The sequence below is a fragment of the Arthrobacter sp. ISL-28 genome, assembly GCF_018613875.1.
Taxonomy (GTDB): domain Bacteria; phylum Actinomycetota; class Actinomycetes; order Actinomycetales; family Micrococcaceae; genus Arthrobacter.
Map to the genome: position 1 here is coordinate 47,034 of NZ_JAGGPJ010000018.1, position 20,147 is coordinate 67,180.

The 20,147-nt window shown below is 65.7% G+C and carries 15 protein-coding genes; 7 read left to right on the forward strand and 8 right to left on the reverse strand.

What is annotated here, in order from left to right; genetic code table 11:
* Position 1 precedes the first annotated feature (1 nt).
* Positions 2 to 1,090, reverse strand: a complete 1,089-nt coding sequence (locus tag J7E80_RS14645; protein WP_215052765.1) for an extracellular solute-binding protein — start codon at positions 1,088 to 1,090, stop codon at positions 2 to 4.
* A gap of 268 nt (positions 1,091 to 1,358) precedes the next feature.
* On the opposite strand from J7E80_RS14645, the gene J7E80_RS14650 reads away from it, so the two are divergent.
* The gene (locus J7E80_RS14650) at positions 1,359 to 2,417 is read left to right on the forward strand and encodes an FAD-dependent monooxygenase (RefSeq protein WP_215052767.1); all 1,059 of its coding nucleotides are present in this window, start codon (positions 1,359 to 1,361) and stop codon (positions 2,415 to 2,417) included.
* Between the two features lie 112 nt (positions 2,418 to 2,529).
* On the opposite strand, the gene J7E80_RS14655 is transcribed toward J7E80_RS14650, so the two are convergent.
* From J7E80_RS14655 to purB, 5 genes are all read right to left on the reverse strand, one after another.
* Positions 2,530 to 2,964 carry an acyl-CoA thioesterase gene (locus J7E80_RS14655; RefSeq protein WP_215052768.1) on the reverse strand — a complete coding sequence of 145 codons (435 nt, stop codon included), beginning with the start codon at positions 2,962 to 2,964 and terminating at the stop codon, positions 2,530 to 2,532.
* Positions 2,965 to 3,154: 190 nt separating this feature from the next.
* Positions 3,155 to 3,658, reverse strand: coding sequence for a GNAT family N-acetyltransferase (locus J7E80_RS14660; protein ID WP_215052770.1), 504 nt, complete (start codon positions 3,656 to 3,658; stop codon positions 3,155 to 3,157).
* A gap of 141 nt (positions 3,659 to 3,799) precedes the next feature.
* On the reverse strand, positions 3,800 to 8,779 hold the full coding sequence (locus J7E80_RS14665; RefSeq protein ID WP_215052772.1) for an NAD-glutamate dehydrogenase: 4,980 nt from the start codon (positions 8,777 to 8,779) through the stop codon (positions 3,800 to 3,802).
* 122 nt (positions 8,780 to 8,901) lie between these two features.
* Positions 8,902 to 9,576, reverse strand: a complete 675-nt coding sequence (locus tag J7E80_RS14670) for a histidine phosphatase family protein (protein ID WP_215052774.1) — start codon at positions 9,574 to 9,576, stop codon at positions 8,902 to 8,904.
* A gap of 112 nt (positions 9,577 to 9,688) precedes the next feature.
* Entirely contained in the window at positions 9,689 to 11,131 is a 1,443-nt protein-coding gene (gene purB, locus J7E80_RS14675) for an adenylosuccinate lyase (protein ID WP_215052776.1), read from the reverse strand.
* A gap of 258 nt (positions 11,132 to 11,389) precedes the next feature.
* Between purB and J7E80_RS14680 the strand changes: the two genes are divergently transcribed.
* Together J7E80_RS14680 and J7E80_RS14685 are read left to right on the forward strand one after the other, a co-directional pair.
* Positions 11,390 to 11,695, forward strand: coding sequence for a hypothetical protein (locus tag J7E80_RS14680; protein ID WP_215052778.1), 306 nt, complete (start codon positions 11,390 to 11,392; stop codon positions 11,693 to 11,695).
* Positions 11,695 to 13,170: a hypothetical protein gene (locus J7E80_RS14685; protein WP_215052780.1), complete on the forward strand. Its 1,476-nt coding sequence runs from the start codon at positions 11,695 to 11,697 to the stop codon at positions 13,168 to 13,170. Before J7E80_RS14680 ends, J7E80_RS14685 begins: the two co-directional genes overlap by 1 nt.
* A gap of 51 nt (positions 13,171 to 13,221) precedes the next feature.
* Here the strand turns inward: J7E80_RS14685 and J7E80_RS14690 are convergent, their stop codons facing one another.
* Complete coding sequence (locus J7E80_RS14690; protein ID WP_215052782.1) at positions 13,222 to 13,647, reverse strand: phage holin family protein; 426 nt, start codon at positions 13,645 to 13,647, stop codon at positions 13,222 to 13,224.
* 198 nt (positions 13,648 to 13,845) lie between these two features.
* A complete protein-coding gene (locus tag J7E80_RS14695; protein WP_215052784.1) occupies positions 13,846 to 15,183 on the reverse strand; it encodes an MFS transporter in 1,338 nt (445 codons plus the stop codon).
* Positions 15,184 to 15,653: 470 nt separating this feature from the next.
* On the opposite strand from J7E80_RS14695, the gene J7E80_RS14700 reads away from it, so the two are divergent.
* From J7E80_RS14700 to J7E80_RS14715, 4 genes are all read left to right on the forward strand, one after another.
* Entirely contained in the window at positions 15,654 to 16,451 is a 798-nt protein-coding gene (locus J7E80_RS14700; protein ID WP_215052786.1) for an IclR family transcriptional regulator C-terminal domain-containing protein, read from the forward strand.
* 137 nt (positions 16,452 to 16,588) lie between these two features.
* Entirely contained in the window at positions 16,589 to 17,707 is a 1,119-nt protein-coding gene (locus J7E80_RS14705) for a histidinol-phosphate transaminase (protein ID WP_215052788.1), read from the forward strand.
* Between the two features lie 147 nt (positions 17,708 to 17,854).
* Complete coding sequence (pdhA, locus tag J7E80_RS14710; protein ID WP_215052789.1) at positions 17,855 to 19,087, forward strand: pyruvate dehydrogenase (acetyl-transferring) E1 component subunit alpha; 1,233 nt, start codon at positions 17,855 to 17,857, stop codon at positions 19,085 to 19,087.
* On the forward strand, positions 19,087 to 20,067 hold the full coding sequence (locus J7E80_RS14715) for an alpha-ketoacid dehydrogenase subunit beta (RefSeq protein WP_215052791.1): 981 nt from the start codon (positions 19,087 to 19,089) through the stop codon (positions 20,065 to 20,067). Before pdhA ends, J7E80_RS14715 begins: the two co-directional genes overlap by 1 nt.
* Positions 20,068 to 20,147 lie beyond the last annotated feature (80 nt).

A 20,147-nucleotide genomic window follows, 5' to 3' on the forward strand; every position in this document is an offset into this window, starting at 1 on the left:
GCTAAGTCATGTACTCGAGCTCGATCTTCTCCACCCAAGCTCCGATATTCTCCTGGACGAAGTTCCAGTCGATTTCCTGCTGCTTGAGCGTTTTACTGAATTCGACGACTTCCGGCCTGGCTTTTTCGGCTGCGGCTTTGTTAGCGGGCATGGAGCTGAATTCCTGGGCCCATTCACCCTGGACTTGAGCGCTGCCGAACCAGTCGATGAATTTGAGCGCCTGATCCTTCTTATCTGTTCCCTTGACCAAAGCGACCTGTTCAACCGCGAACGGGACGCCGACCGAGGGTTTGACCACGTCCACATTTACTTTGAATGCCTTTTCGCGTTCCGGGATGATCGACGACGGCATTTGTCCCGTGTCCACGTCTCCGGCCGCTATGCGCGCAAATAGATCGGTCTTCGCAACGGCGGGGTTTCCGTTCTGAAAATACTGTTCGATCTGGCGCCAGCCTTCGTCCGAAATCCCGAGCTCGCCGCTGTCGTCCTTGTACCGCGTGAGGATGCCGGCGAAGACCAACTGGGCGGTAGCGGTGCCGAGCCCCGTGACTCGCTCATAGCGGTCCTTGAATTCGTCCTTTGTCCACAGGTCGGTCCAGTCTTGGGGCGCCTTGTCCGCGGGAATTTTGTCGGAGTTGTAGCCGAGAAGAATGGCCTGCTTGACCAGCGGCCAGTAGGCCTTGCTGTCACCCTGGTCGCCGAGTCCGGCCTCCACTTCTGCCGCCCAGGAGGGGGTGAACGATTCGATGGCGTCAGCTGCTTTAATTTGCTCAAAGTACATGTTGTTCAAACCGAACGCGACGTCGGCAATCGGATTGTTCTTCTCGGCGATCAGCTTGTTCGTGGCATCTGCTCCGCCGGCTCCGACGATTTCAATTTTGAAGCCCGCAGCTGCTGCTTTCGTTGTCAGCCATTCACCGCGGCCCTCACCATTCGAATTTGTATAAACAATCAGCGTTTCACTGGACGAGCCGGCAGACGTTCCACTCGAAGCGCTTTCGGAGGCCGCTGGTGACCCCGCCCCGCCGGCGCATCCGGCCAAGAGCAGGACGGTGATGGCTGCGGCAGCAACAGATTTCAATTTGTGCACGATGAGACTCATTTCTGAAATGGAACCAGAGCGTTATCCGGTAAGCCTATAGCGGGAATTGGCGGAATTGGCGGATTATCACTATCGATTTTATGAACATCGGGTGATCCTTCTGCGCAACCGGCCCTAGCCCGCATAACCGCTCTTGGCCAGGGCCGGTTAAGCGGGTCGGGGCCGGTCATGCGGTCGTGGGCCGCCCAAGGGAAGCTGGGCCCAAGAGCCGCGGGCCGCCGTCGGGCTTAACAGCCGTCGGGCTTAGCATCAGTCCATGGAAGCCATAACCATCATCGGGGGCGGCATAGCCGGGCTGGCGCTCGCCGCCGGACTCGACCCGCAGCGCTTTGACGTCACTGTCCATGAGCAGCGACCCGGTACGCCGACGGTGGAAACGTCGCTCGCCATGTGGCCGGAAGCGCAAAGTGCCCTGGCGGTTCTCGGAATCCTGCCCGAAATCCGCAAGGTGGCCGCCAGATTCGGCGCTATGGCCCTGCGCGACGGTGCGGGCAAGGTCTGGGTCTCGCCGGAGGTGCGCGGAGTGATCGGCGTTTCCCGGCCCGACCTGATCAGGCTGCTCGATGCGGCCGTGCCCCGCTCCGTGCATCGGGTGGCGGGCCGAGTGGAGGACATCCCGGCCACTGGGCCGCTGGCGTCGGGCCTGCTGGTGGGCGCCGACGGAGTGCACAGCACGGTCCGCCGCGCCTTCTGGGGTGCACCGGCCGACGCGACGCTGACCCCTTACCTGGCGCTGAGGGGAGTCCTCCCCGAACCTGTCGACCCGGACAGCGGCGGCGAGTACTGGGGCAAGGGGAAGCTGTTCGGCATCACGCCAGCAGCGGGCGGGACCTACTGGTACGCCTCATTCCGTTCGGATCTGGGTCCGGCCGGGGTCGACGTCGCCGAAGCGCTGAGCCGGACTCGGGAACGGTTCTCCGGAGGGGCAGGCGCGATCAGGAAAGTACTGGAGTCCGCCACTCCGCAGGCGACCCTCGCCCAGCGGATCTGGACCGTGCCGGCGCTGGCCGGCTACGTCCGGCCGGGAGCCGTTCTCGTGGGAGATGCCGGGCACGGGATGACGCCGAACCTTGGACGCGGAGCCTGTGAAGCGCTCGTGGACGCGGTCACCCTCGCCGAGTTGCTGAACTCGGAATCCGCTCCAGAGGCCCTCAAGGCCTATAACAAACAACGGATCGTCCGGACCCAGCTGCTGCGCCTGGTCTCCTCGGCCATGACGCGGCTTGCGCTCGCCGAACGGGCCCAGCCCCTGCGCGACCGCCTGCTCCGGATCGCCACCCAACGAAGCCCGGCAGGCGCCGTCGGGCGTTCCTGACCCGTGGCTTCTCAGGCGCACAACCGGCCGCGGCCCCCTACAACCGGCGTTGGCCCGGGCCGCCTAAGCGGGGGAGGGCCGGCTTGGGCGTGAAACGGCCGACGGCGCCTGTTCAGTCCCGTGCCAGGGTTTCCGTGAGGTGGTGCGTGGGGATCCGGTCGCGGTCGTAGGTGATCTCGGTGTAGCCGTGCGGTTCCGGCTTGCCGGTGGGGCTGAGGTTCACGAACACGATCTCCTCGATGGTGAGAATGCTCTGCCGCGTGATCATGTTCCGCACTTCAGCGCGCATAGTCAGCGAGGTGCGGCCGAAGCGCGTGGCAGTCAGGCCCATTTCGATCAGGTCGCCCTGCACGGCGGAGCTGACGAAGTTGATCTCGGAGATGTACTTGGTGACGGCCCGGCCGTTGCCCAGCTGGAGGATGGCATAGATTGCGGCTTCCTCGTCGATCCACTTCAGCAGGCTTCCCCCGAACAGCGTGCCGTTGGCGTTGAGGTCCTCGGGGCGCACCCATTTACGCGTGCGGAAAGTGATGTCTGCGGTTGCCATAGTGCGAGATTAGCCGACGTCGGCCGCCCGGCTCCCAGTATGACGGCCGCCTTGTCCCTCCGGCACACGCGGCCCTGGCCCGCACACGCGGCCCTGGCCGGGGCCGGTCAAGCGGGGCAGGGCCGCTCGAGGCGCGGAAGCCGCCGAACCTAGCCCCCCAGCCCGCGGAACCCGCCGAGGCGCGGAAGCCTCATGCCATGGCCGTATGCGCCGCGCTGTGGGAGTCGATGGACTTGGCGTAGCAGTAGGAGTGCTCGACGCCGACGTAGGGACCGAAATTGGGCACCTGGTCGAAGCCGGAGTTCGCGTAGAAGTTCCGGCCGTCGGGCTGGGCGGAGCCGGCTTCGGCCGTGACGCGGGTGATGCCCAGTGCGTACGCCTCCGCTTCGAGGGCCGCCAGGATGGAGCTGGCCACACCCGAGCCCCGCGTGTACGGGAGGACGTAGAGGCGCTTAATTTCGGCGGTGGCTGAATCGAGAAGCCGCAGTCCTCCGCAACCCACCGGCTGGCCGGATCCCTTGTCATACGCCACGAGGAAGACGGCGGTGTCCACTTCAGACGGCTTGGGCCCGGGCTCGTGGTCCGGGCGGCCGAAGCGGGCATCGAGTTCGGCCTGCTGCGCCGCGCGCAGGTCGGCACCCACCGGGTTGGACCAGCTGACTTTCCGAATGTTGAGCCTGGGATTGGTTTGCATCTCTGCCTCGATTCGCCGAAGGGTTATGCATGTCAAGCCTAGGAGCGCCCCGTTACCGCAGTGTTTCCCGGGGGTAAGCGTCCGGAGAACACCGCGGGGCAGTGCGATGCGGGATATTGCCGGGAGGTAGCCGCCGGGAGATTAGCGCCGGACGAGCGTCCGCAGGAGTTTCAGGGCCACCGAGATCGAGGCGATGTCCACCTGCCCCGGCTTGGTCACTTCTGCAAAGGTGTCCTTGATTCGCGCCAGCTGCTCCTGGTGCCCGCGCTCCCATGCCACGATGCGTTCCACGACGTCGGTCCGTGCGGGGCCGGTGCCCGGAGTCATCTGCATGACGGAGATCGTCATGTCCGCCACCGCGGAATAGACGTCGTCCCGCAGCGCCGCCCGTGCCAGGGTCTCCCACCGGCTGTGCCGCGGCAGGTCGGTGATGCGCAGCAGCAGGCTCGCTGCGCCAATGCGCTGGAAGACGGCGTAATACAGATCGGTGATGGCGGTGATGGGTTCGTGCACCTGCTCGGACACGAGCGAAATATCGAGCAGCCCGAAGCTCTCCAGCATGTCCGCCGCGCGTTTGCCCAGCTCGTGGGGAAGCCCGACACTGTCCCAGTGCGTGAGGCGGTCCTGGACGCGGTCAAGGTCGGATCCGCGCAGGTAGTCCACCGTTTTGGTGCGCAGCAGGTCCAGGGTGGGCATGATCCGGTCCAGTGCCTCGGCCACCGGCTGGTCCCGATGGTCATGCGTGACGTACCAGCGGGTGGCCCGGTCCAGGACCCTGCGCATGTGAATGGCGACTTGCGCGGCGTGTTCAGTGGGATATCCGGCGGGCAGGGCGCTCAGTTGGCGCACGAACCACGGCAGGTCAAAGGCCTCCCGCGTCACGACGAAGGCGCGGGCCACAGCGGCGGCCGTGGCGGTGGTTTCCTCGATTGCCCGGAAGGCGTAGGTGATCCCGCCCAGATTGATCATGTCATTGGCCACCACTGTGCACACGATCTGCCGGCGCAGAGGGTGGGTGTCCAGCTCGGCATCGAAGCGCTCGGACAGCTGGCGCGGGAAGTAGCCGCGAAGAACCTTCTTGAACCAGGGGTCATCCGCAAGGTCACTCGCGTTCAGTTCCCTGGCCAGCTCCACCTTCGCGTAGGCGGCGAGCACGCACAGCTCCGGAGTGGTCAGGCCCTTGCCCGAGCGCAGTCTCTCCCGGAGCTGTTCCGTGCTGGGCAGCGCCTCCAGGCCGCGGTCCAGGTCGGTGGCATTTTCCAGCCAGTCCATGGTCCGTTCGAAGCCGGGGCTCCATTCGAGCACCAGATGCCGGTCGTTGAGCAGGAGGACGTTCTGGTCCACGTTGTTGGCCAGCACCAGCCGGGCCACCTCGTCGGTGAGGGACTGCAGGAAGCCGGTGCGCTCGGAGGCCTGCATCTTTCCCGCCGCGATCATCCTGTCAACGAAAATCTTGATGTTGACCTCGTGATCGGAGCAGTCCACGCCCGCCGAGTTGTCGATCGCATCGGTGTTCAGCAGGACGCCAGTGAGGGCTGCCTCGATTCGGCCGCGCTGGGTGACACCGAGGTTCCCGCCCTCGGCCACGGCCCGGGCCCGCAACTCGTTGCCGTTGATCCGAAGGGGGTCGTTCGCCTTGTCGCCCACGTCGGTGTGACTCTCGGACGAAGCTTTGACGTAGGTTCCGATTCCGCCGTTGTAGAGCAGGTCAACGGGCGCCCGCAGGATGGCCTGCAGGAGTCCGTGGGGCGGCAGCGCCACCGTTCCCGGGTCCAGACCGAGGGATGTCCGGACCTGTTCGGTGATGTCGATCGTCTTGGCCTGGCGTGAGTGGACGCCGCCGCCCTCACTGATGAGTGACAGGTCGTAGTCCGCCCAGGAGGAGCGTGGCAGGCCAAAGAGGCGCCGGCGTTCCGCGAAGGAGGCTGCGGCGTCAGGGGCCGGATCTAGGAAGATGTGCCGGTGGTCGAAGGCCGCCACGAGCCTGATGTGCGGCGAGAGCAGCATTCCGTTCCCGAAGACGTCCCCGCTCATGTCTCCGATGCCGACCACAGTGAACTCTTCCCGCTGAGGGTCCATGCCAAGCTCGCGGAAGTGGTGCTTGACGGACTCCCACGCCCCGCGCGCGGTGATTCCCATCTGCTTGTGGTCGTATCCCACGGACCCGCCCGAGGCGAACGCGTCCCCGAGCCAGAAGCCGTACTCCTGCGCCACGGCGTTGGCGGCGTCTGAGAAGGTTGCGGTTCCCTTGTCGGCCGCAACCACGAGGTAGTAGTCGTCGCCGTCGTGGCGCACAACACGGTCCGGGGGCACCACCGCTTCCCCGTCCGCCGATGTGACCAAGTTGTCCGTGAGATCCAGCAGCCCGCGGATGAAGATCCGGTAGCACTCCAGCCCTTCGGCCAGCCACGCCTCCCGGTCCGCGGCCGCGTCCGGCAGCTGTTTGGGGTAGAAGCCACCTTTGGCCCCGGTGGGCACAATGACGGAGTTCTTGACGTTCTGCGCCTTGACCAGGCCTAGGATCTCGGTCCGGAAATCCTCACTCCGCTCCGACCAGCGCAGCCCGCCGCGGGCAAGCTCCCCGAAGCGGAGGTGGACGCCTTCCGCCCGCGGGGAGTAGACCCAGATCTCGTACTTTGGCCGCGGAAACGGGGCGTTGGCGATCGCCGCCGGATTCAGTTTGAAGCTCAGGTGCGGCTTGTCCTGGAAGTAGTTGGTGCGGAGGGTGGCTTCCACCAGGTTCATGAACGTGCGCAGCAGCCGGTCGGCGTCGAGGACGGGGACCTCGTCTATCGCCGACAGAAGTTCAGCCCGCGCCGTGGCGGAGTCGCGGAAACGCCCGCTCACGTCCAGTGCCGGATCGAACTTCGCCTCGAACAGGGCCAGCAGCGCGTGCGTTGCCCGGACGTTGGCCATCAGGGTGTCTGCGATGAAGCCGTACGAGTTGGTTGTCCCCAGCTGCTGGAGGTACCTGGCATAGCTTCGCAGGATGGAGGCTTGCCGCCAGCCCACGCCCTCCCGGATGACCAGCGCATTGATCCGGTCCGATTCGACGTCGCCCCGCATGGCAGCGCAGAATGCGTCCGCCAGCAGTCCGCTGGTAGCTTCCGGATCCACACCGCCGGGGTACTTCACGCCAAGGTCATACAGGAACAGGTCCTGGCCGTTCCCGCGCCGAATGTCGAAGGGCCGCTGGTTCAGCACTTCAAGGCCGAGATGATGCAGGAAAGGCAGGATCTGGGTAAGGCTGCGGGCTTTGGTCAGGTACAGGCGGATCCGGGCCGGCTCGGCCGGGGTAGGCGACGTTCCCTGCGGGACCTGCACCGTCAACAGCGGGTCATCCAAGGAGCGGCCGCCGGTGCCGTCGAGGTCGAAGGCTTCAAAACTGATGATGTCCCTGATCGCAGCTTCCGGTTCGTAATCGGCCCGGTAACTCGCCGGAAAGGCCTCCGCCCACAGCCGCGAAAGCCGGGCAGCGTCCTGTGCGGGAAAACGGTCACGGATCAGTTCATCAAGCCCTTCCGTCCAGGACCGCGTGGCGGCTATCAGGCGCCGCTCCAGCTGGTAAGGGTCGACGGCGGCAGGGCCGGCTTCGGCGCCGGCGGCACCTGCTGCCCGGGTACTGGAGGGGGCCCTGGCTATGAGGATCCGAAAGAACACGCGGGCCATGGGGGAATCGGTCAGCCGGACCTCGAACTCGATGGACTTCGCCTTGAAGGCCTGCCGGAGCTCCTGCTCCATGAGCAGCCGGACCGCCGTGCTGTACCGGCGGCGCGGGAAGAACACCAGCACGGACATGAACCTGCCAAAGCTGTCCGGCCGAAGGAACAGCCGCGTGCGCCGGAGCTCCTCAGCGCGGAGGACATCGGCCGCGAGCCGCACGAGGTCATCGGTCTCGATGTGAAAAAGCTCATCGCGCGGGAAGGATTCAAGGATGGCCAGCAGATCCTTGCCCTGATGGGACCGGGGCGACAGCTCAAGGCGTTCCCTGACATCCCGGACCTTTTCGCGGATCACCGGGATCCGGCGGACGGACTGGTGTGCCGCGCCGGGCGTGAACAGTCCCACGAAACGTCTCTCCCCGGTGACTTCGCCGTCCTGCCCGAACACCGTCAGGCGCAGTTCATCCAAGTACGAGGGCCTCAGGACAGTGGAGCGGAGGTCGGACGTGGCAAGCGTCAACACTCTCGGACCCGGGATGCCGGGCTCACTGGCTTCCGGCCGCCCCGGCCCGGGCTCCCCAGGTTCCCGTTCCCCAGGCTCCGGCTCCCCAGGATCCGGCGGCCGGTGACCGTTTCCCGGCGGCTGCCGCAGCAGGCCCAGCGCCGAACCCCGGCGCTCGGCGAACAGCCCCCGGCCGCCCACCGTCGTGGGTTCATATTCGCGATAGCCGAGGAAGACGAAGTTGCCGTCGGCGAGCCACAGGAGCAGGGCGCGCAACTGATCGACGGGCGGGACCGCAGCGGGCGGAAAGCCGTCGAGGTCAGCGACGGCCTCGGATACCCGGGCGTTGATCGCGGCGGCATCCTCTGCAGTGACGCGGACGTCGTCGAGTACTCCCTGCAGCCGTTCCATGAGCTCGTCGGTTGCTGCCTCGTCAGCCATCCTGCCTATTTCGACGGCGAGCCAGATCTCGGCGGCCCCGCTCCCCTTTGGCCCCGCCGGATCAGGCCCTTCCGGACCAGGCCGCTCCCGATCGGGGCCCGCTGCTGGCTCGGGCTCACCGCTCAGGCCTTCCCTGGCGGGGCCGGGCCGGACCTCCAGCAGCTGGTGGGACACAGGATCGCGCAGCACGTGGAAAATCGGATGGACGAGCAGCCCGATCGAGGCGTCCTCGCGCGTGAGTTCTGCCGTCACGGAGTGAACCAGGTATGGCAGGTCCTCCATGACCACGGCCACGACGCTCGCATCCAGCTCGTGCAGGACGCCCACAGCCGCTTGCCCGGGCTGCCGGCGGGATCCCACCTCCAGATGGTGCATCGCCCTGGCCCGGAGGGTTTCGGCGCTGTAGTTCTGGAGGTCCTCCGCGGCTACGTGCGCATAGTAGCCGGCAAGGAAATGCCGGTCGGGCTCTAGGGCATTCGCCGCCGCGGACTGCGAGGGCCCCGATCTGCGTGCCATGCCAATGCGCCTCCACAGCGCGGTCGTGCTGCCGCCAAAAGCGGCCGTTCCTCCTGCCCGCACCTCTTTTCATCATGGCCGCAGCCGCGAGGCACGTCCAGTGCTGCCGGTCAACCGCGAGGCTACTTGGTGGAGCGCCCCATCGGGTCCTCGGCAGTGGGGTCCGTCAGGGCCAGGCCGCCCACGGGGCTGGCATCCCAGTGGATCAGGTTCCAGCCGGCGTCGGGATCGCCATCGAGTGCCACGATGCCAGTATTGGCGAGGACGTGCCGGGCGGCGAACTCCATGTCGATGTTGTCGGCCCGGTGCCCTGCCCAGACGCGGATCGCCGCCCCGTGGCTGACGACGGCGACAGCGGCGGAGTCCGGAGCGCCGGCGGCTTCGGCCGCCACCTTGGCGATGGCGGCGTCGTAGCGTTCGAAGAACTCATGTCCGTTGGGGCCGGCAGGCATCCGCCGGTCGAAATCACCGTCCGTCCAGGCGAAGACGGTGCTCATGTACCGGCGGTGGGACTCGTGGTCCGTCAGCTTTTCCAGGGCGCCGGCCTCGATTTCGTGGATGCCGTCCAGGATCTGGACGTCCAGCCCGAGCTCACGGCTTAGCGGCCGGGCAGTGATCTGGGTGCGGACCAGCGTAGAGGCGTACAGCGCACCGATCGGCTCGTTCACCAGCGCCCGCGGCAGAGCCTCGGCCTGGCGCTCGCCCAGCTCGGTCAGGCCGGGGCCGGGGTGGGCCGTGTCCAGCTGGCCCAGCACGTTTCCGGGAGTCTCGCCGTGGCGGATGAGCAGGAGCTTCATGGTTCGTGTGTCCTTGTCATCGTCGGGAAAGTAGGCGGTCCCGGCGCTTTCCCGAAAAGCGGCCGGAAACGGAAGGGATGCCGGGCAGCGAAGCCCGGCACCGCCGTCGTACTTATTTCAGGTGGTCCACCAGCTGGTCGGCGATGCCGATGTACCTGTCCGGAGTCAATGCAAGCAGCCGCGCTTCGGCGTCGGGGGAAAGGCCCAGGCTCTGGACGAATTCCTGCATCCGGGCTGCGTCTACGCGCTGCCCGCGGGTGAGGTCCTTGAGCCGCTCGTACGGGTTTTCCATGCCTTTGACGCCGGCGATCGCCTCGGCCCGCATGACCATCTGGATGGCCTCGCCCAGGACTTCCCAGTTGGTGTCCAAGTCACCGGCGAGCACGTCTTCCGCAACGTCCAGTCGCTCCAGGCCCTTGGCCACGTTGGAGATCGCCAGCAGGGAGTGACCGAATGCCACGCCGATGTTGCGCTGGCTCGAGGAGTCCGTGAGGTCGCGCTGCCAGCGGGAGGTGACCAGTGTGGATCCGAGCACGTCCAGGAGCCCCGAGGAGATCTCCAGGTTGGCCTCGGCATTTTCAAACCGGATCGGGTTGACCTTGTGCGGCATCGTGGAGGAGCCGGTGGCGCCTGCAACCGGGATCTGGGCGAAGTAGCCGATGGAGATGTAGCTCCAGATGTCGGTGCAGACGTTGTGCAGGATCCGGTTGAAACGCGCGACGTCGGCGTACAGCTCGGCCTGCCAGTCGTGACTTTCGATCTGGGTGGTCAGCGGGTTCCAGGTGAGGCCCAGTCCCTCCACGAACGACTTGGAGACCTGCTGCCAATCGGCCCCCGGGACCGAGGCCACGTGGGCAGCGTAAGTGCCGGTGGCACCGTTGATCTTGCCGAGGTACTCGGTCCTGGCAATCCGGTCCAGCTGGCGGGTGAGGCGGTGCGCAATGACGGCAAGTTCCTTGCCCAGCGTGGTGGGCGTGGCCGGCTGGCCGTGCGTGCGGGACAGCATAGGCACGGCGCGGTTGTCCTCGGCCATCTTGCTGATCTGGGCCACGAGGGCGCGCGCGGCCGGCAGCCACACGTCCTCTACAGCACCCTTGACGCCGAGCGCATAGGACAGGTTGTTGATGTCCTCCGAGGTACAGCCGAAGTGCACCATGGCGGTCAAGTTTTCGATGCCGATCGCCGGCAGGCGGCGGCCGATGTAGTACTCAACAGCCTTCACATCGTGAACCGTGACGGCCTCGATTTCGGCCAGTTCAGCCACAGAGGCGGCGTCGAATTCGGTGACGATCGCCCGGAGCTGCTCCTGCTGGTCGGCGGTCAGCGGGCCGGCGCCCGGAAGGACGTTGTTGCTGGTCAGGTGGATGAGCCACTCCACCTCGACGGCGACGCGGTCGCGGTTGAGGGCGGCCTCGGAAAGGTAGTCAACGAGGGGCGCGACGGCGGACTGGTAGCGGCCATCCAGCGGGCCGAGCGCGATCTGTTCCGGTGACGCGGCGAGGGCCAGGCGTCCGGAGGGCGTACGGGTATCAGCTGTGGCGGCAGTTTCAGGCATGCCCTGATTCTTTCATGAACTCCTGCACGCCGCTGAAGCACTGGGTTGCTTGTGACTTCTCCCCCACAGGATCCGCCTTAGGCGGCTGTCCACATAGCCGACGGCCGACATTCCGGAGCGCTGCCATGCTCCGTAGCGTCGGGGGCAGGACACGACGTACGCGGCTGGGATGGCAGCGCCGGCGGGGTAGCGGGCGTGGCCGGACCGGACGCGGGAAACCGGCGGGCGGAAATCCGGACGGGGAAGAAGGGGAAGCGAATGAGCGACAACGTCACCGCAGCGGAGGCCGCGGCCTGTTCGTCACGCAGCTTTGACGTGCAGCTGCTGGCGGGCCGCGTCGAGGCCTGCGCGGACCAGCTGGACGCCGTTCTGGCCAGCCTGTCGCAGCTGCAGCTGATGGATTGGCAGTCGCCTGCCGGCATCGCCTACCGGACGAGCATCGGGCTGCAGGCCGCCGCCCTGGCGAGGGCGAGGGATCGCCTGAACTCGGCGGCGGTGGCCGTCCGCCGGCATGCCCAGAACGTGTCGGTGTCGTCCATGCGGACAGCGGCAGGTGGCTACTGATGGCTGAGGTGACGCCGTCTGGGAGCGGCGGCCCGGTACGGCCCCTAGGGCCGGCGTCGGACGGCCACCTCTCAGTTCGGGGCGGAGTGGGTGGAATTGCGTTCCAGCTGGAGGAGCTGGCCGGCGGCGCGAAGGATCTGGACGGATTCGCCGCGGATCTGGCCTCTGTGGAACTGTCGGTCCAGCGAATCTGGTCGGAGCTGTGCCCGTATGAAAACGATCCGCGGTCAAGCGGCGTCGAAGCACTCACCGCCGTCTGGGAGGGACGCCGCGCGGTGGCGGCGGTGAGGGAGGAGCTCCAGGGCATGGGAAGCTTGGTGCGTGCCTGCCAGCGGGACTATGAAGACGCCGACCAGCGAGGTGTGGCTCATCTTCGCCTCGGCAGCGATTCGCTGAGGCTCTTGCCGCCGCAGCTTCTGGATCTGCTTCTCGGCGGATTCCCTAACCCGTATAGCCCGGATCTCAGCCGGCTGTTCAACAGGGACAGCATGGAGGCGCTCGCCGGCAACTATCCGGTCATCCTCAGCCTGATGGGGGCGAAACCGAAGCTGGTGCTCGAGGCAGTCACCATGGCGGCGGCAACCGGAATGCAGGGGTCCGGTGTCCCCCACGTGGTCCGCATGCTGGCCAACGGCGTGATGCCCCATCTCAAGCCGCGCCGGGTCACCGCAGCCGCGGAGCTAAGCTCCGACATCACCCTTGACACTTCACCGGCGGGACTGCTGGCAAGGGCACGGGCGGTGGATGCCGACGGCCGGGGCAAGATCGAAATCATCAGGACAGCCGGCGCGGGGCGCGAGGCATTCATTGTCATTGTTCCGGGCACCCAGCCGGGAGATGCCGGCGGCCCCAACCCATTAGATGAGGCAGGAATCGCCGAAGGACTGGGGTATTGCTCCCAGTACACGAGCTCCGCCATCCGGGCAGCGCTGCAGCAGGCCGGAGCGGAGGCCGGCGCCCAAGTGGTGGCCGTTGGCTACAGCCAGGGCGGAATCCACGCCATGAACCTGAGCCAGGACAAGGCCTTCCTCGCGGAATACGACCTCAAATACGTGCTCACGGCAGGGTCCCCGGTGGGCGACATAATGCCGGAACCGGGCATCCGCAGCCTGCATCTGGAACACCGGCAGGACTGGGTGCCGGGCAGCGAAGGGGCGCCCAACCCGGATACCCGGGACCGTGTGACCGTCACGCTCGAGGACCGCGTACTCACGCCTCCGGGCGAGGAATCCGGGCTGGGTCCGGGGCACCGGCTTACCCATTATGAAGCCGGTGCCCGCGCGGTAGCCGCGAGCAGCGACCCCTCGCTGATGGCGTCAACAGGCGTGCTCGCCGGCGTGGTGGGCGCCGGGGGAGCCGCCACGGCAACCCGGTTCCAGCTGGTCCGTACGGCCAAGGTGCCGGAGCCCCAGCGCTATCACGTGGATCCGCGCCCGGCCAAGCAGTCGGACATTCGGCCCGCGGGTGGCCGGTAGGATGCTGCCGCTGGCGCCGCTGCATTCGGCAGGATGCTGCCGAGGACGCCGCTACCGGTGGCGGGCGCCCGGGATCCTGTCTGCCACCAGGGAAACGATGGTGATGATGATGGCGGCCAGCACAGCCGTCCAGAAGAAGGAGTCAATCGTGAGATGTACCGGCGTGTAGCTGCTGATCCAGGACGTCAGGTACAGCATGGCCGCATTGATGACGATCGTGAACAGTCCCAGTGTGAGGATGGTGATCGGCAGGGACAGGAAGCTGACGATCGGCCGCACGAAGGCGTTGACTACCCCGAAAATCAGTCCGACAAACAAGTACGCCAAGATAATGCCAGCAGCGTCTGTCCACTGGACACCCGTCTGTGCCACCGCTTCTCCTGCTGCCGGGGTGAAGATGTCCAGTCCGGGCAAAATCCAGCTGGCAATCCACAGGGCCAGTCCATTAATGAGCACCCGCATGATGAAAGAACGCATGCGCCCATGCTGTCATACCGGCCTGTCATGGAGTCCCGCCACAGGCGGGCCGGGCTGATCACCTGCCGCGCCACAGGCCCGGGCCGCGATGCTGGTGTTTCGCCGATCACGACACATCATCAAGCAACGGAAAGAGGGCGATGGCACAAGGCTTCGCCATCACCCTCGTTCCGTTGCTTATGGTGCGGGAAGGCCGGTTTATTGCACGGGGTTGCCCAGTTCGCGGAGGGGTGTCTTGCTGGTTTCACGCGCCCACAGGGCACCGGCGATGGCGAGGACCGAGGATCCCGCGACAATCCAGGCCGCGGGGCCCCAGTTGGCCTTGTCCGCGCCGACGAGGGCGGTGCCCAGCAGGGGGGTGAAGCCTGCGCACAGGATGCCGACCTGCAGGCCGATGGCCATGCCGGAGTAGCGGACCTTGACGTTGAAGAGTTCGGAGAACCAGGCGGGGTAGATGGCGTTGGACATGGCGTAGGTGCCGGCGGTGATCAGGGTGCTCGTGAGGAAGATCATGGGGATGTTGCCGGTGGAGATGACCGAGAAGTATACGAAGATCATGGCTCCGGATCCCAGGACGCCGGTGATGAAGACGGGGCGGCGTCCGAGTTTGTCGGACAGGCGGGCCATGAGGGGTTGGGTTCCGATGGCGAGGATGTTGCCGAGGATGCTGACCCAGAGCATGGTGGAGGCCGGGACGCCGACGGTGACGGCGTAGGCGAGTCCGAAGGACTGCATGAAGGTGTTGGTGACGGTTTCAAAGGACATCAGGGCAACCTGGAAGAACTGTGCCGGGTGGGTTTTGAACATCTTGGCGAAGGGGAGTTTGACGAGTTCGCCGTGGTCGTGTTTTTCCTCGAAGACTTCCGGTTCGTCCAGGGAGCGGCGGACGAGGTAGGCGACGATGAGCACGATGATGGAGAGCCAGAACGGGATGCGCCAGCCCCAGGCCAGACGGTCGGCTTCGCTCATTGCAGCCACGGGGAGGAAGGCCAGGGAGGCCAGGACGATGCCGGCGGAGATGCCGCTCATGGCGAAGCTGGCGAAGAAGCCGCGGCGGCCTTCGGGGGCTTCCTCGGTGGACAGGGCTGATGCGCCGGCTGTCTCTGCGCCGGCGGAGAGTCCCTGCATGAGGCGCAGCAGCACGAGCAGGGCCGGTGCCCAGTAGCCGGCGGTGTTGAAGTCGGGCAGGACGCCGATGAGGAAGGTCGCGGCCCCCATGAAGACCAGGGTCAGCACGAGGGTGTTCTTGCGGCCGATCTTGTCACCCAGGTGCCCGAAGACGACGGCGCCGAACGGCCGCGCGACGTACGCGACGCCGAAGGTGGCGAAGGAAGCCAGCAAGGCAATGGTGGGGTCACCGGACGGGAAGAAGATCTTCGAGAAGATCAGCGACGCTGCCGTGGCGTAGATGAAGAAGTCGTAGTACTCCAGGGCCCCGCCAAGGAACGCGGCCAGGGCTGCCTTCTTGGCGCGCTTGAGCCGCCGTTGCGCCTCGGCGGGCGATGGGGCCTCTGGCCTTGCTGCGATGTTCGTCATGGACTTCCTTCCACGCTGAAGGCGTTGGGTCTTGGAGATTGTGCGCATGCCGCACAACTGTGCGAAATGCGATTTCTTAAGAGCATACTAGGCAGTGAGTCGGATCACAACGCTCGTGCCTGCTAAGGAGTTCTCAACGAAACCAGGCGGCCACTCGTCAACGAAAGGCATCACATGAAAGACCGCGATGAAGCGCCGCGTCTGTTCCTGATCGGTTCTGCTGCCTCCCTAGGCGATGTCCCCCGGGCCGTGGAGTGAGCAGGCCGTGGCCATGATTCCCATTTTGGGACTGGATCAATGGGCTGGATCCCTGATGCGGGAGACCTTGGTGCTTCTGGAGGAGGGGAACTGAATCTGGGGCGGGACCACGGCCGCCGCTTCAGGCCACTGCCCCGATATGATCGAAAAGGCTCTGAGACCCGGCACGCCGTACGGGCCAGCCAGCGCATTCGGAGAGGAACGCGAAGTCCATGGAGGAGCAGCCAGCCTACTTTGTGAAGTCGGTTGAGAAGGCGTTTGACGTCCTGCTCGCCTTCACCACCGAACACCCGCAGCTCACCGTCTCGCAGATTGCAGCGCGGACGGACATGACCCGGGCGTCCGCCCGGCGCTTCCTGATGACCCTCGCGGATCTCGGTTATCTTCGGGCTGAGGGCTCCACCTACGAATTGACGGCACGTTCGCTGGACGTCGGCAGGTCCTTCCTGGCCGGCCTGACGCTGCCAAGGGTGGCGGAACCACACCTGAAGGCTCTGGCCGAAAGCCTGAACGAGACAACAGCCTTGTGCATCCTGGAGGGCCCTGACGTGGTCTACGTAGCCTGCGTACCGTCCCCAAGGCTGCTCAGCGTCTCCATTACCGTGGGTACCAGGTTCCCGGCCTGGGCAACCTCCATGGGCCGCGTGCTCCTTGCCGGGCTGCCGGAGCCGGAACTCCAAAAATACCTCCAGGAGGTTCAGTTGCAGCGGTTCACCGGGCGCAAAATCAGCAGCCCCGAACAACTCCGGTCCGAGGTGGAATCAGCACTGTCCAGGGGCTGGTCCATGGTTTCAGAGGAGCTGGAGGACGGCCTGCGCGGTGTGGCAGTCCCCGTCTGGCGGGGCAACGAGATGGTCGCGGCGGCGAACGTCTCCCTGCAGACGCATCGGGCGTCAGCGGAAGCAATCGAAGAGACCGTTGTGCCACGGCTTCAGGAAACTGCGCGCGCGATAGCCCTCGACTTTGGCGGACCCCATGCTGCTGCCCCCTCTCCCAAGCTGAACGCCTAGCGAAGAAGCGGCGGCGGCGCGCACCACGCGAAGACGGTCCAATCTTCGTAACTGGCCGCACAGCGGCAGCCGCATGCCCGCACATTGCGGTAAGGGGGCAGAACCGCGGACGCAGAGGGCGAAGTAGGCTAGTTGGCATGACTTCATCTGAGACCATGGCGGGCGGCGTCAGGCCGAGACCGGTAGTTGACCGGTTGCCCCGCTACGCTGCAGGCAAGCCGCCGGTCGCCGTCGACGGCCTGGCCAGCTACAAGCTGTCGTCCAACGAAAACCCGCTGCCGCCGATTCCGGCGGTGGTCGAAGCCATTGCGGCGCAGACGGACTTTAACCGCTACCCGGACCCGCTCAGCACCAAGCTCCGGACCGCGCTGGCCGACTTCCTTGAGGTGCCGGCCGAGGACATAGTCACCGGGGCGGGCAGCCTCGGGGCCCTCAATCAGTTGCTGGCCGCGTTCGCCGGCCAGAACGACGACGGCAAGGCCGACGAAGTCATCTATGCCTGGCGGTCCTTCGAGGCTTATCCCATCTGCGTCGGCCTGTCGGGTGCCCACAGCGTCCGGATTCCCCTTACTCCGGACGGACGGCACGATCTCGACGCCATGGCCGCAGCAGTGACTGTGCGTACCAAGGTGATCCTGCTGTGCACTCCGAACAACCCCACCGGCCCCGTTGTGACGGCCGAGGAGACCGAGCGGTTCATCAACGGCGTCCCCTCGGATGTCGTGGTGGTCATCGACGAGGCCTACCAGGAGTTCGTCCGGGCGGAAGACGCGGTAGATGGCATCCGGATGTACCGGAAATACCCCAATGTCGTGGTCCTCAGGACCTTCTCGAAGGCCCACGGCCTGGCTGGCCTCCGGGTGGGATACAGCGTGTCCCAGCCTGGGCTCACGCAGTATCTGCGGGTCGCCGCCACGCCGTTTGCAGTCTCCCAGATTGCTGAACAGGCCGCCGTAGTGTCGCTCCAGAATTTCGACCAGGTTGTAGAAAGGGTACAAAGCCTGGTGGATGAGCGGGACCGCGTTACCGCCGGTCTCCGTGACCTGGGTTGGTTTATTCCGGAGGCGGAAGGGAATTTCGTGTGGCTGGATCTCGGGGAGAACAGCGCTGAATTCGCCCAGCTGGCAGGGGAGCGGGCGCTTTCGGTCCGTGCGTTTGGCACTGAGGGCGTGCGGGTCAGCATCGGCGAACCCGAGGCCAATAGCCGCTTCCTTGAGCTCTGTGCGATCTATACAAAACCGCCACGACGTTCCTAGCGCTTAACAAACGCCCGGCCCAACCTACGCCGGATAAAGTAAGGAACAGTAAGCCAGAAATATATGCCGTATCGGGAATGTATTCCTTATGCGGCATATATCCCAGCGAATTTGCAAGCATCCGGATGCGGCAAGCAAGGAGACGGTATGGGCGCAACACATCTGCCCTCCACCGAGTTCGACGGAACAGAGCTGGACGACCAGCTAGAGGCCGAGGCCGAGGCTGCCTTGGGCGAGCCCTCCGCCGAGATGGTCCAACTGCTTGGGCCGGACGGCACGCTCGGAACGGATTCCGTGTTCTCCGAGTACGCCGCCAGGCTGGATGCGGAAAAGCTCCGCGGTTTCTACGCCGACATGGCGGCGATCCGGCGCTTCGACCAGGAAGCCACCGCCCTGCAGCGTCAGGGCCAGCTGGCGCTGTGGGTCCCGCTGACGGGCCAGGAGGCCGCCCAGATCGGCTCCGGACGGGCCAGCCAGCCGCAAGACTACATCTTCCCTACCTACCGCGAGCACGGGGTTGCCCTCACAAGAAACGTGGACCTGGCAGAGCTTCTGCGGCAGTTCCGCGGCATCTCCAACGGTGGCTGGAACCCCAAGGACACCAACTTCCACCTGTACACGCTGGTCCTGGCGGCCCAGACGCCGCACGCCGTGGGCTATGCCATGGGGATCCAGCGCGACCAGCGGCTGGCTGAGGCCAACCGCCTGTCCGACTCCCAGCCAGCCGAGCCCAAGGCCGCCGTCATGGTCTACTTTGGCGACGGCGCCAGCTCCGAGGGCGATGTCCACGAATCCATGGTCTTCGCGTCCTCCTACAAAGCCCCCGTGGTCTTCTTCTGCCAGAACAACCACTGGGCCATCTCCGTGCCTACGGCCGTTCAGACCCGAATCCCGCTGTCCAACCGCGCCAAGGGCTACGGCTTCCCGGGGATCCGCGTGGACGGCAACGACGTCATCGCCGTGCACGCCGTCACTGAATGGGCGCTCGAGCACGCGCGCCAGGGGAACGGTCCGGTGCTGATCGAGGCCTTCACCTACCGCGTGGGCGCCCATACCACCGCGGACGATCCCACGAAGTACCGGGAGTCCTCCGAGGAAGCGCTGTGGAGGGCGAAGGACCCCTTGGAGCGGCTGGAGAAGTACCTCCGCTCCGAGGACATGGCCGATGACGCCTTCTTTGAGAAGGTGGCCGCTGACGGCGATGAACTTGCGGCGTACATCCGCAAGTCAACCTATGATTCGGACACCCCGGACATCCGGGCGGCCTTCGCCAATACGTATGTGGAGGCACATCCCCTCGTGGCCGAGGAACTGGCCTGGTTCGAGGAGTACGCTGCGGGATTTGCCGGCGAGGACACCGCGGAAGGGGCTGGCCACTGATGACCACCATGACCATTGCCAAGGCCATCAACGAGGGCCTGCGCGCCACGCTCACAAACAACCCCAAGACACTGCTGATGGGCGAGGACATCGGACCGCTCGGAGGCGTCTACCGCGTGACCGACGGCCTGATCGGTGAGTTCGGTGCCGACCGCGTGGTGGATACTCCGCTCGCTGAATCCGGAATCATCGGCACGGCGATCGGCCTGGCGCTCCGCGGCTACCTGCCGGTGTGTGAAATCCAGTTCGACGGCTTTGTGTTCCCCGGCTTCAACCAGATCACCACCCAGCTCGCAAAGATGCACTCGCGCAGCAACGGGAACCTGACTGTCCCTGTCGTCATCCGCATCCCCTATGGCGGCGGCATCGGATCGATCGAACACCACTCGGAATCTCCTGAGGCGCTGTTCGCGCACACCGCGGGCATCCGCATCATCACCCCGTCCAACCCGCACGACGCCTACTGGATGATCCAGCAGGCCGTCGACTGCCAGGACCCCGTGATCGTCTTCGAGCCCAAGCGCCGTTACTGGCTCAAGGGTGAGGTGGACACCGAGACGGCAGGCCTCGCCCAGGATCCCTTCAAGGCCCACGTTGTCAGGGAAGGCACCGACGCCACGGTGGTGGTCTACGGTCCGCTGGTTCCCGTGGCTCTCGCAGCGGCCAACGCCGCCGCAGAGGACGGGCGCAGCATCGAGGTCATCGACCTCCGCTCCATCTCGCCGATCGATTTCGACACCATTGAAGCCTCGGTGAAGAAGACCGGCCGGCTGATCGTGTCCCATGAAGCCCCCACCTTTGGCGGGATCGGCGGCGAAATCGCGGCCAGGATCGGTGAACGTGCCTTCCACTCGCTCGAGGCGCCAGTCATCCGCGTGGGCGGCTTCCACATGCCCTACCCGGTGGCCAAGGTCGAAGAGGACTACCTCCCGGACATCGACCGCATCCTTGAGGCGCTGGACCGTGCCTTCGGCTACTGACCCCTCCGCTTACTGACGTTTCCGCCTGCAGTCGCCTCCGGGCACCGGCCGGCCAGCCTGAGCTTTTGAAACCCGAGGAA

Excerpts from the sequence above, each read along its gene's own strand:
- J7E80_RS14690 (WP_215052782.1), bottom strand. The coding sequence starts at position 13,647 with ATGCGTTCTTTCATCATGCGGGTGCTCATTAATGGACTGGCCCTGTGG.
- J7E80_RS14705 (WP_215052788.1), top strand. The coding sequence starts at position 16,589 with ATGACTTCATCTGAGACCATGGCGGGCGGCGTCAGGCCGAGACCGGTA.
- J7E80_RS14680 (WP_215052778.1), top strand. The coding sequence starts at position 11,390 with ATGAGCGACAACGTCACCGCAGCGGAGGCCGCGGCCTGTTCGTCACGC.
- pdhA (WP_215052789.1), top strand. The coding sequence starts at position 17,855 with ATGGGCGCAACACATCTGCCCTCCACCGAGTTCGACGGAACAGAGCTG.
- J7E80_RS14700 (WP_215052786.1), top strand. The coding sequence starts at position 15,654 with ATGGAGGAGCAGCCAGCCTACTTTGTGAAGTCGGTTGAGAAGGCGTTT.
- J7E80_RS14715 (WP_215052791.1), top strand. The coding sequence starts at position 19,087 with ATGACCACCATGACCATTGCCAAGGCCATCAACGAGGGCCTGCGCGCC.
- J7E80_RS14660 (WP_215052770.1), bottom strand. The coding sequence starts at position 3,658 with ATGCAAACCAATCCCAGGCTCAACATTCGGAAAGTCAGCTGGTCCAAC.
- J7E80_RS14665 (WP_215052772.1), bottom strand. The coding sequence starts at position 8,779 with ATGGCACGCAGATCGGGGCCCTCGCAGTCCGCGGCGGCGAATGCCCTA.
- J7E80_RS14695 (WP_215052784.1), bottom strand. The coding sequence starts at position 15,183 with ATGACGAACATCGCAGCAAGGCCAGAGGCCCCATCGCCCGCCGAGGCG.
- J7E80_RS14655 (WP_215052768.1), bottom strand. The coding sequence starts at position 2,964 with ATGGCAACCGCAGACATCACTTTCCGCACGCGTAAATGGGTGCGCCCC.
- J7E80_RS14685 (WP_215052780.1), top strand. The coding sequence starts at position 11,695 with ATGGCTGAGGTGACGCCGTCTGGGAGCGGCGGCCCGGTACGGCCCCTA.
- J7E80_RS14650 (WP_215052767.1), top strand. The coding sequence starts at position 1,359 with ATGGAAGCCATAACCATCATCGGGGGCGGCATAGCCGGGCTGGCGCTC.
- J7E80_RS14670 (WP_215052774.1), bottom strand. The coding sequence starts at position 9,576 with ATGAAGCTCCTGCTCATCCGCCACGGCGAGACTCCCGGAAACGTGCTG.
- purB (WP_215052776.1), bottom strand. The coding sequence starts at position 11,131 with ATGCCTGAAACTGCCGCCACAGCTGATACCCGTACGCCCTCCGGACGC.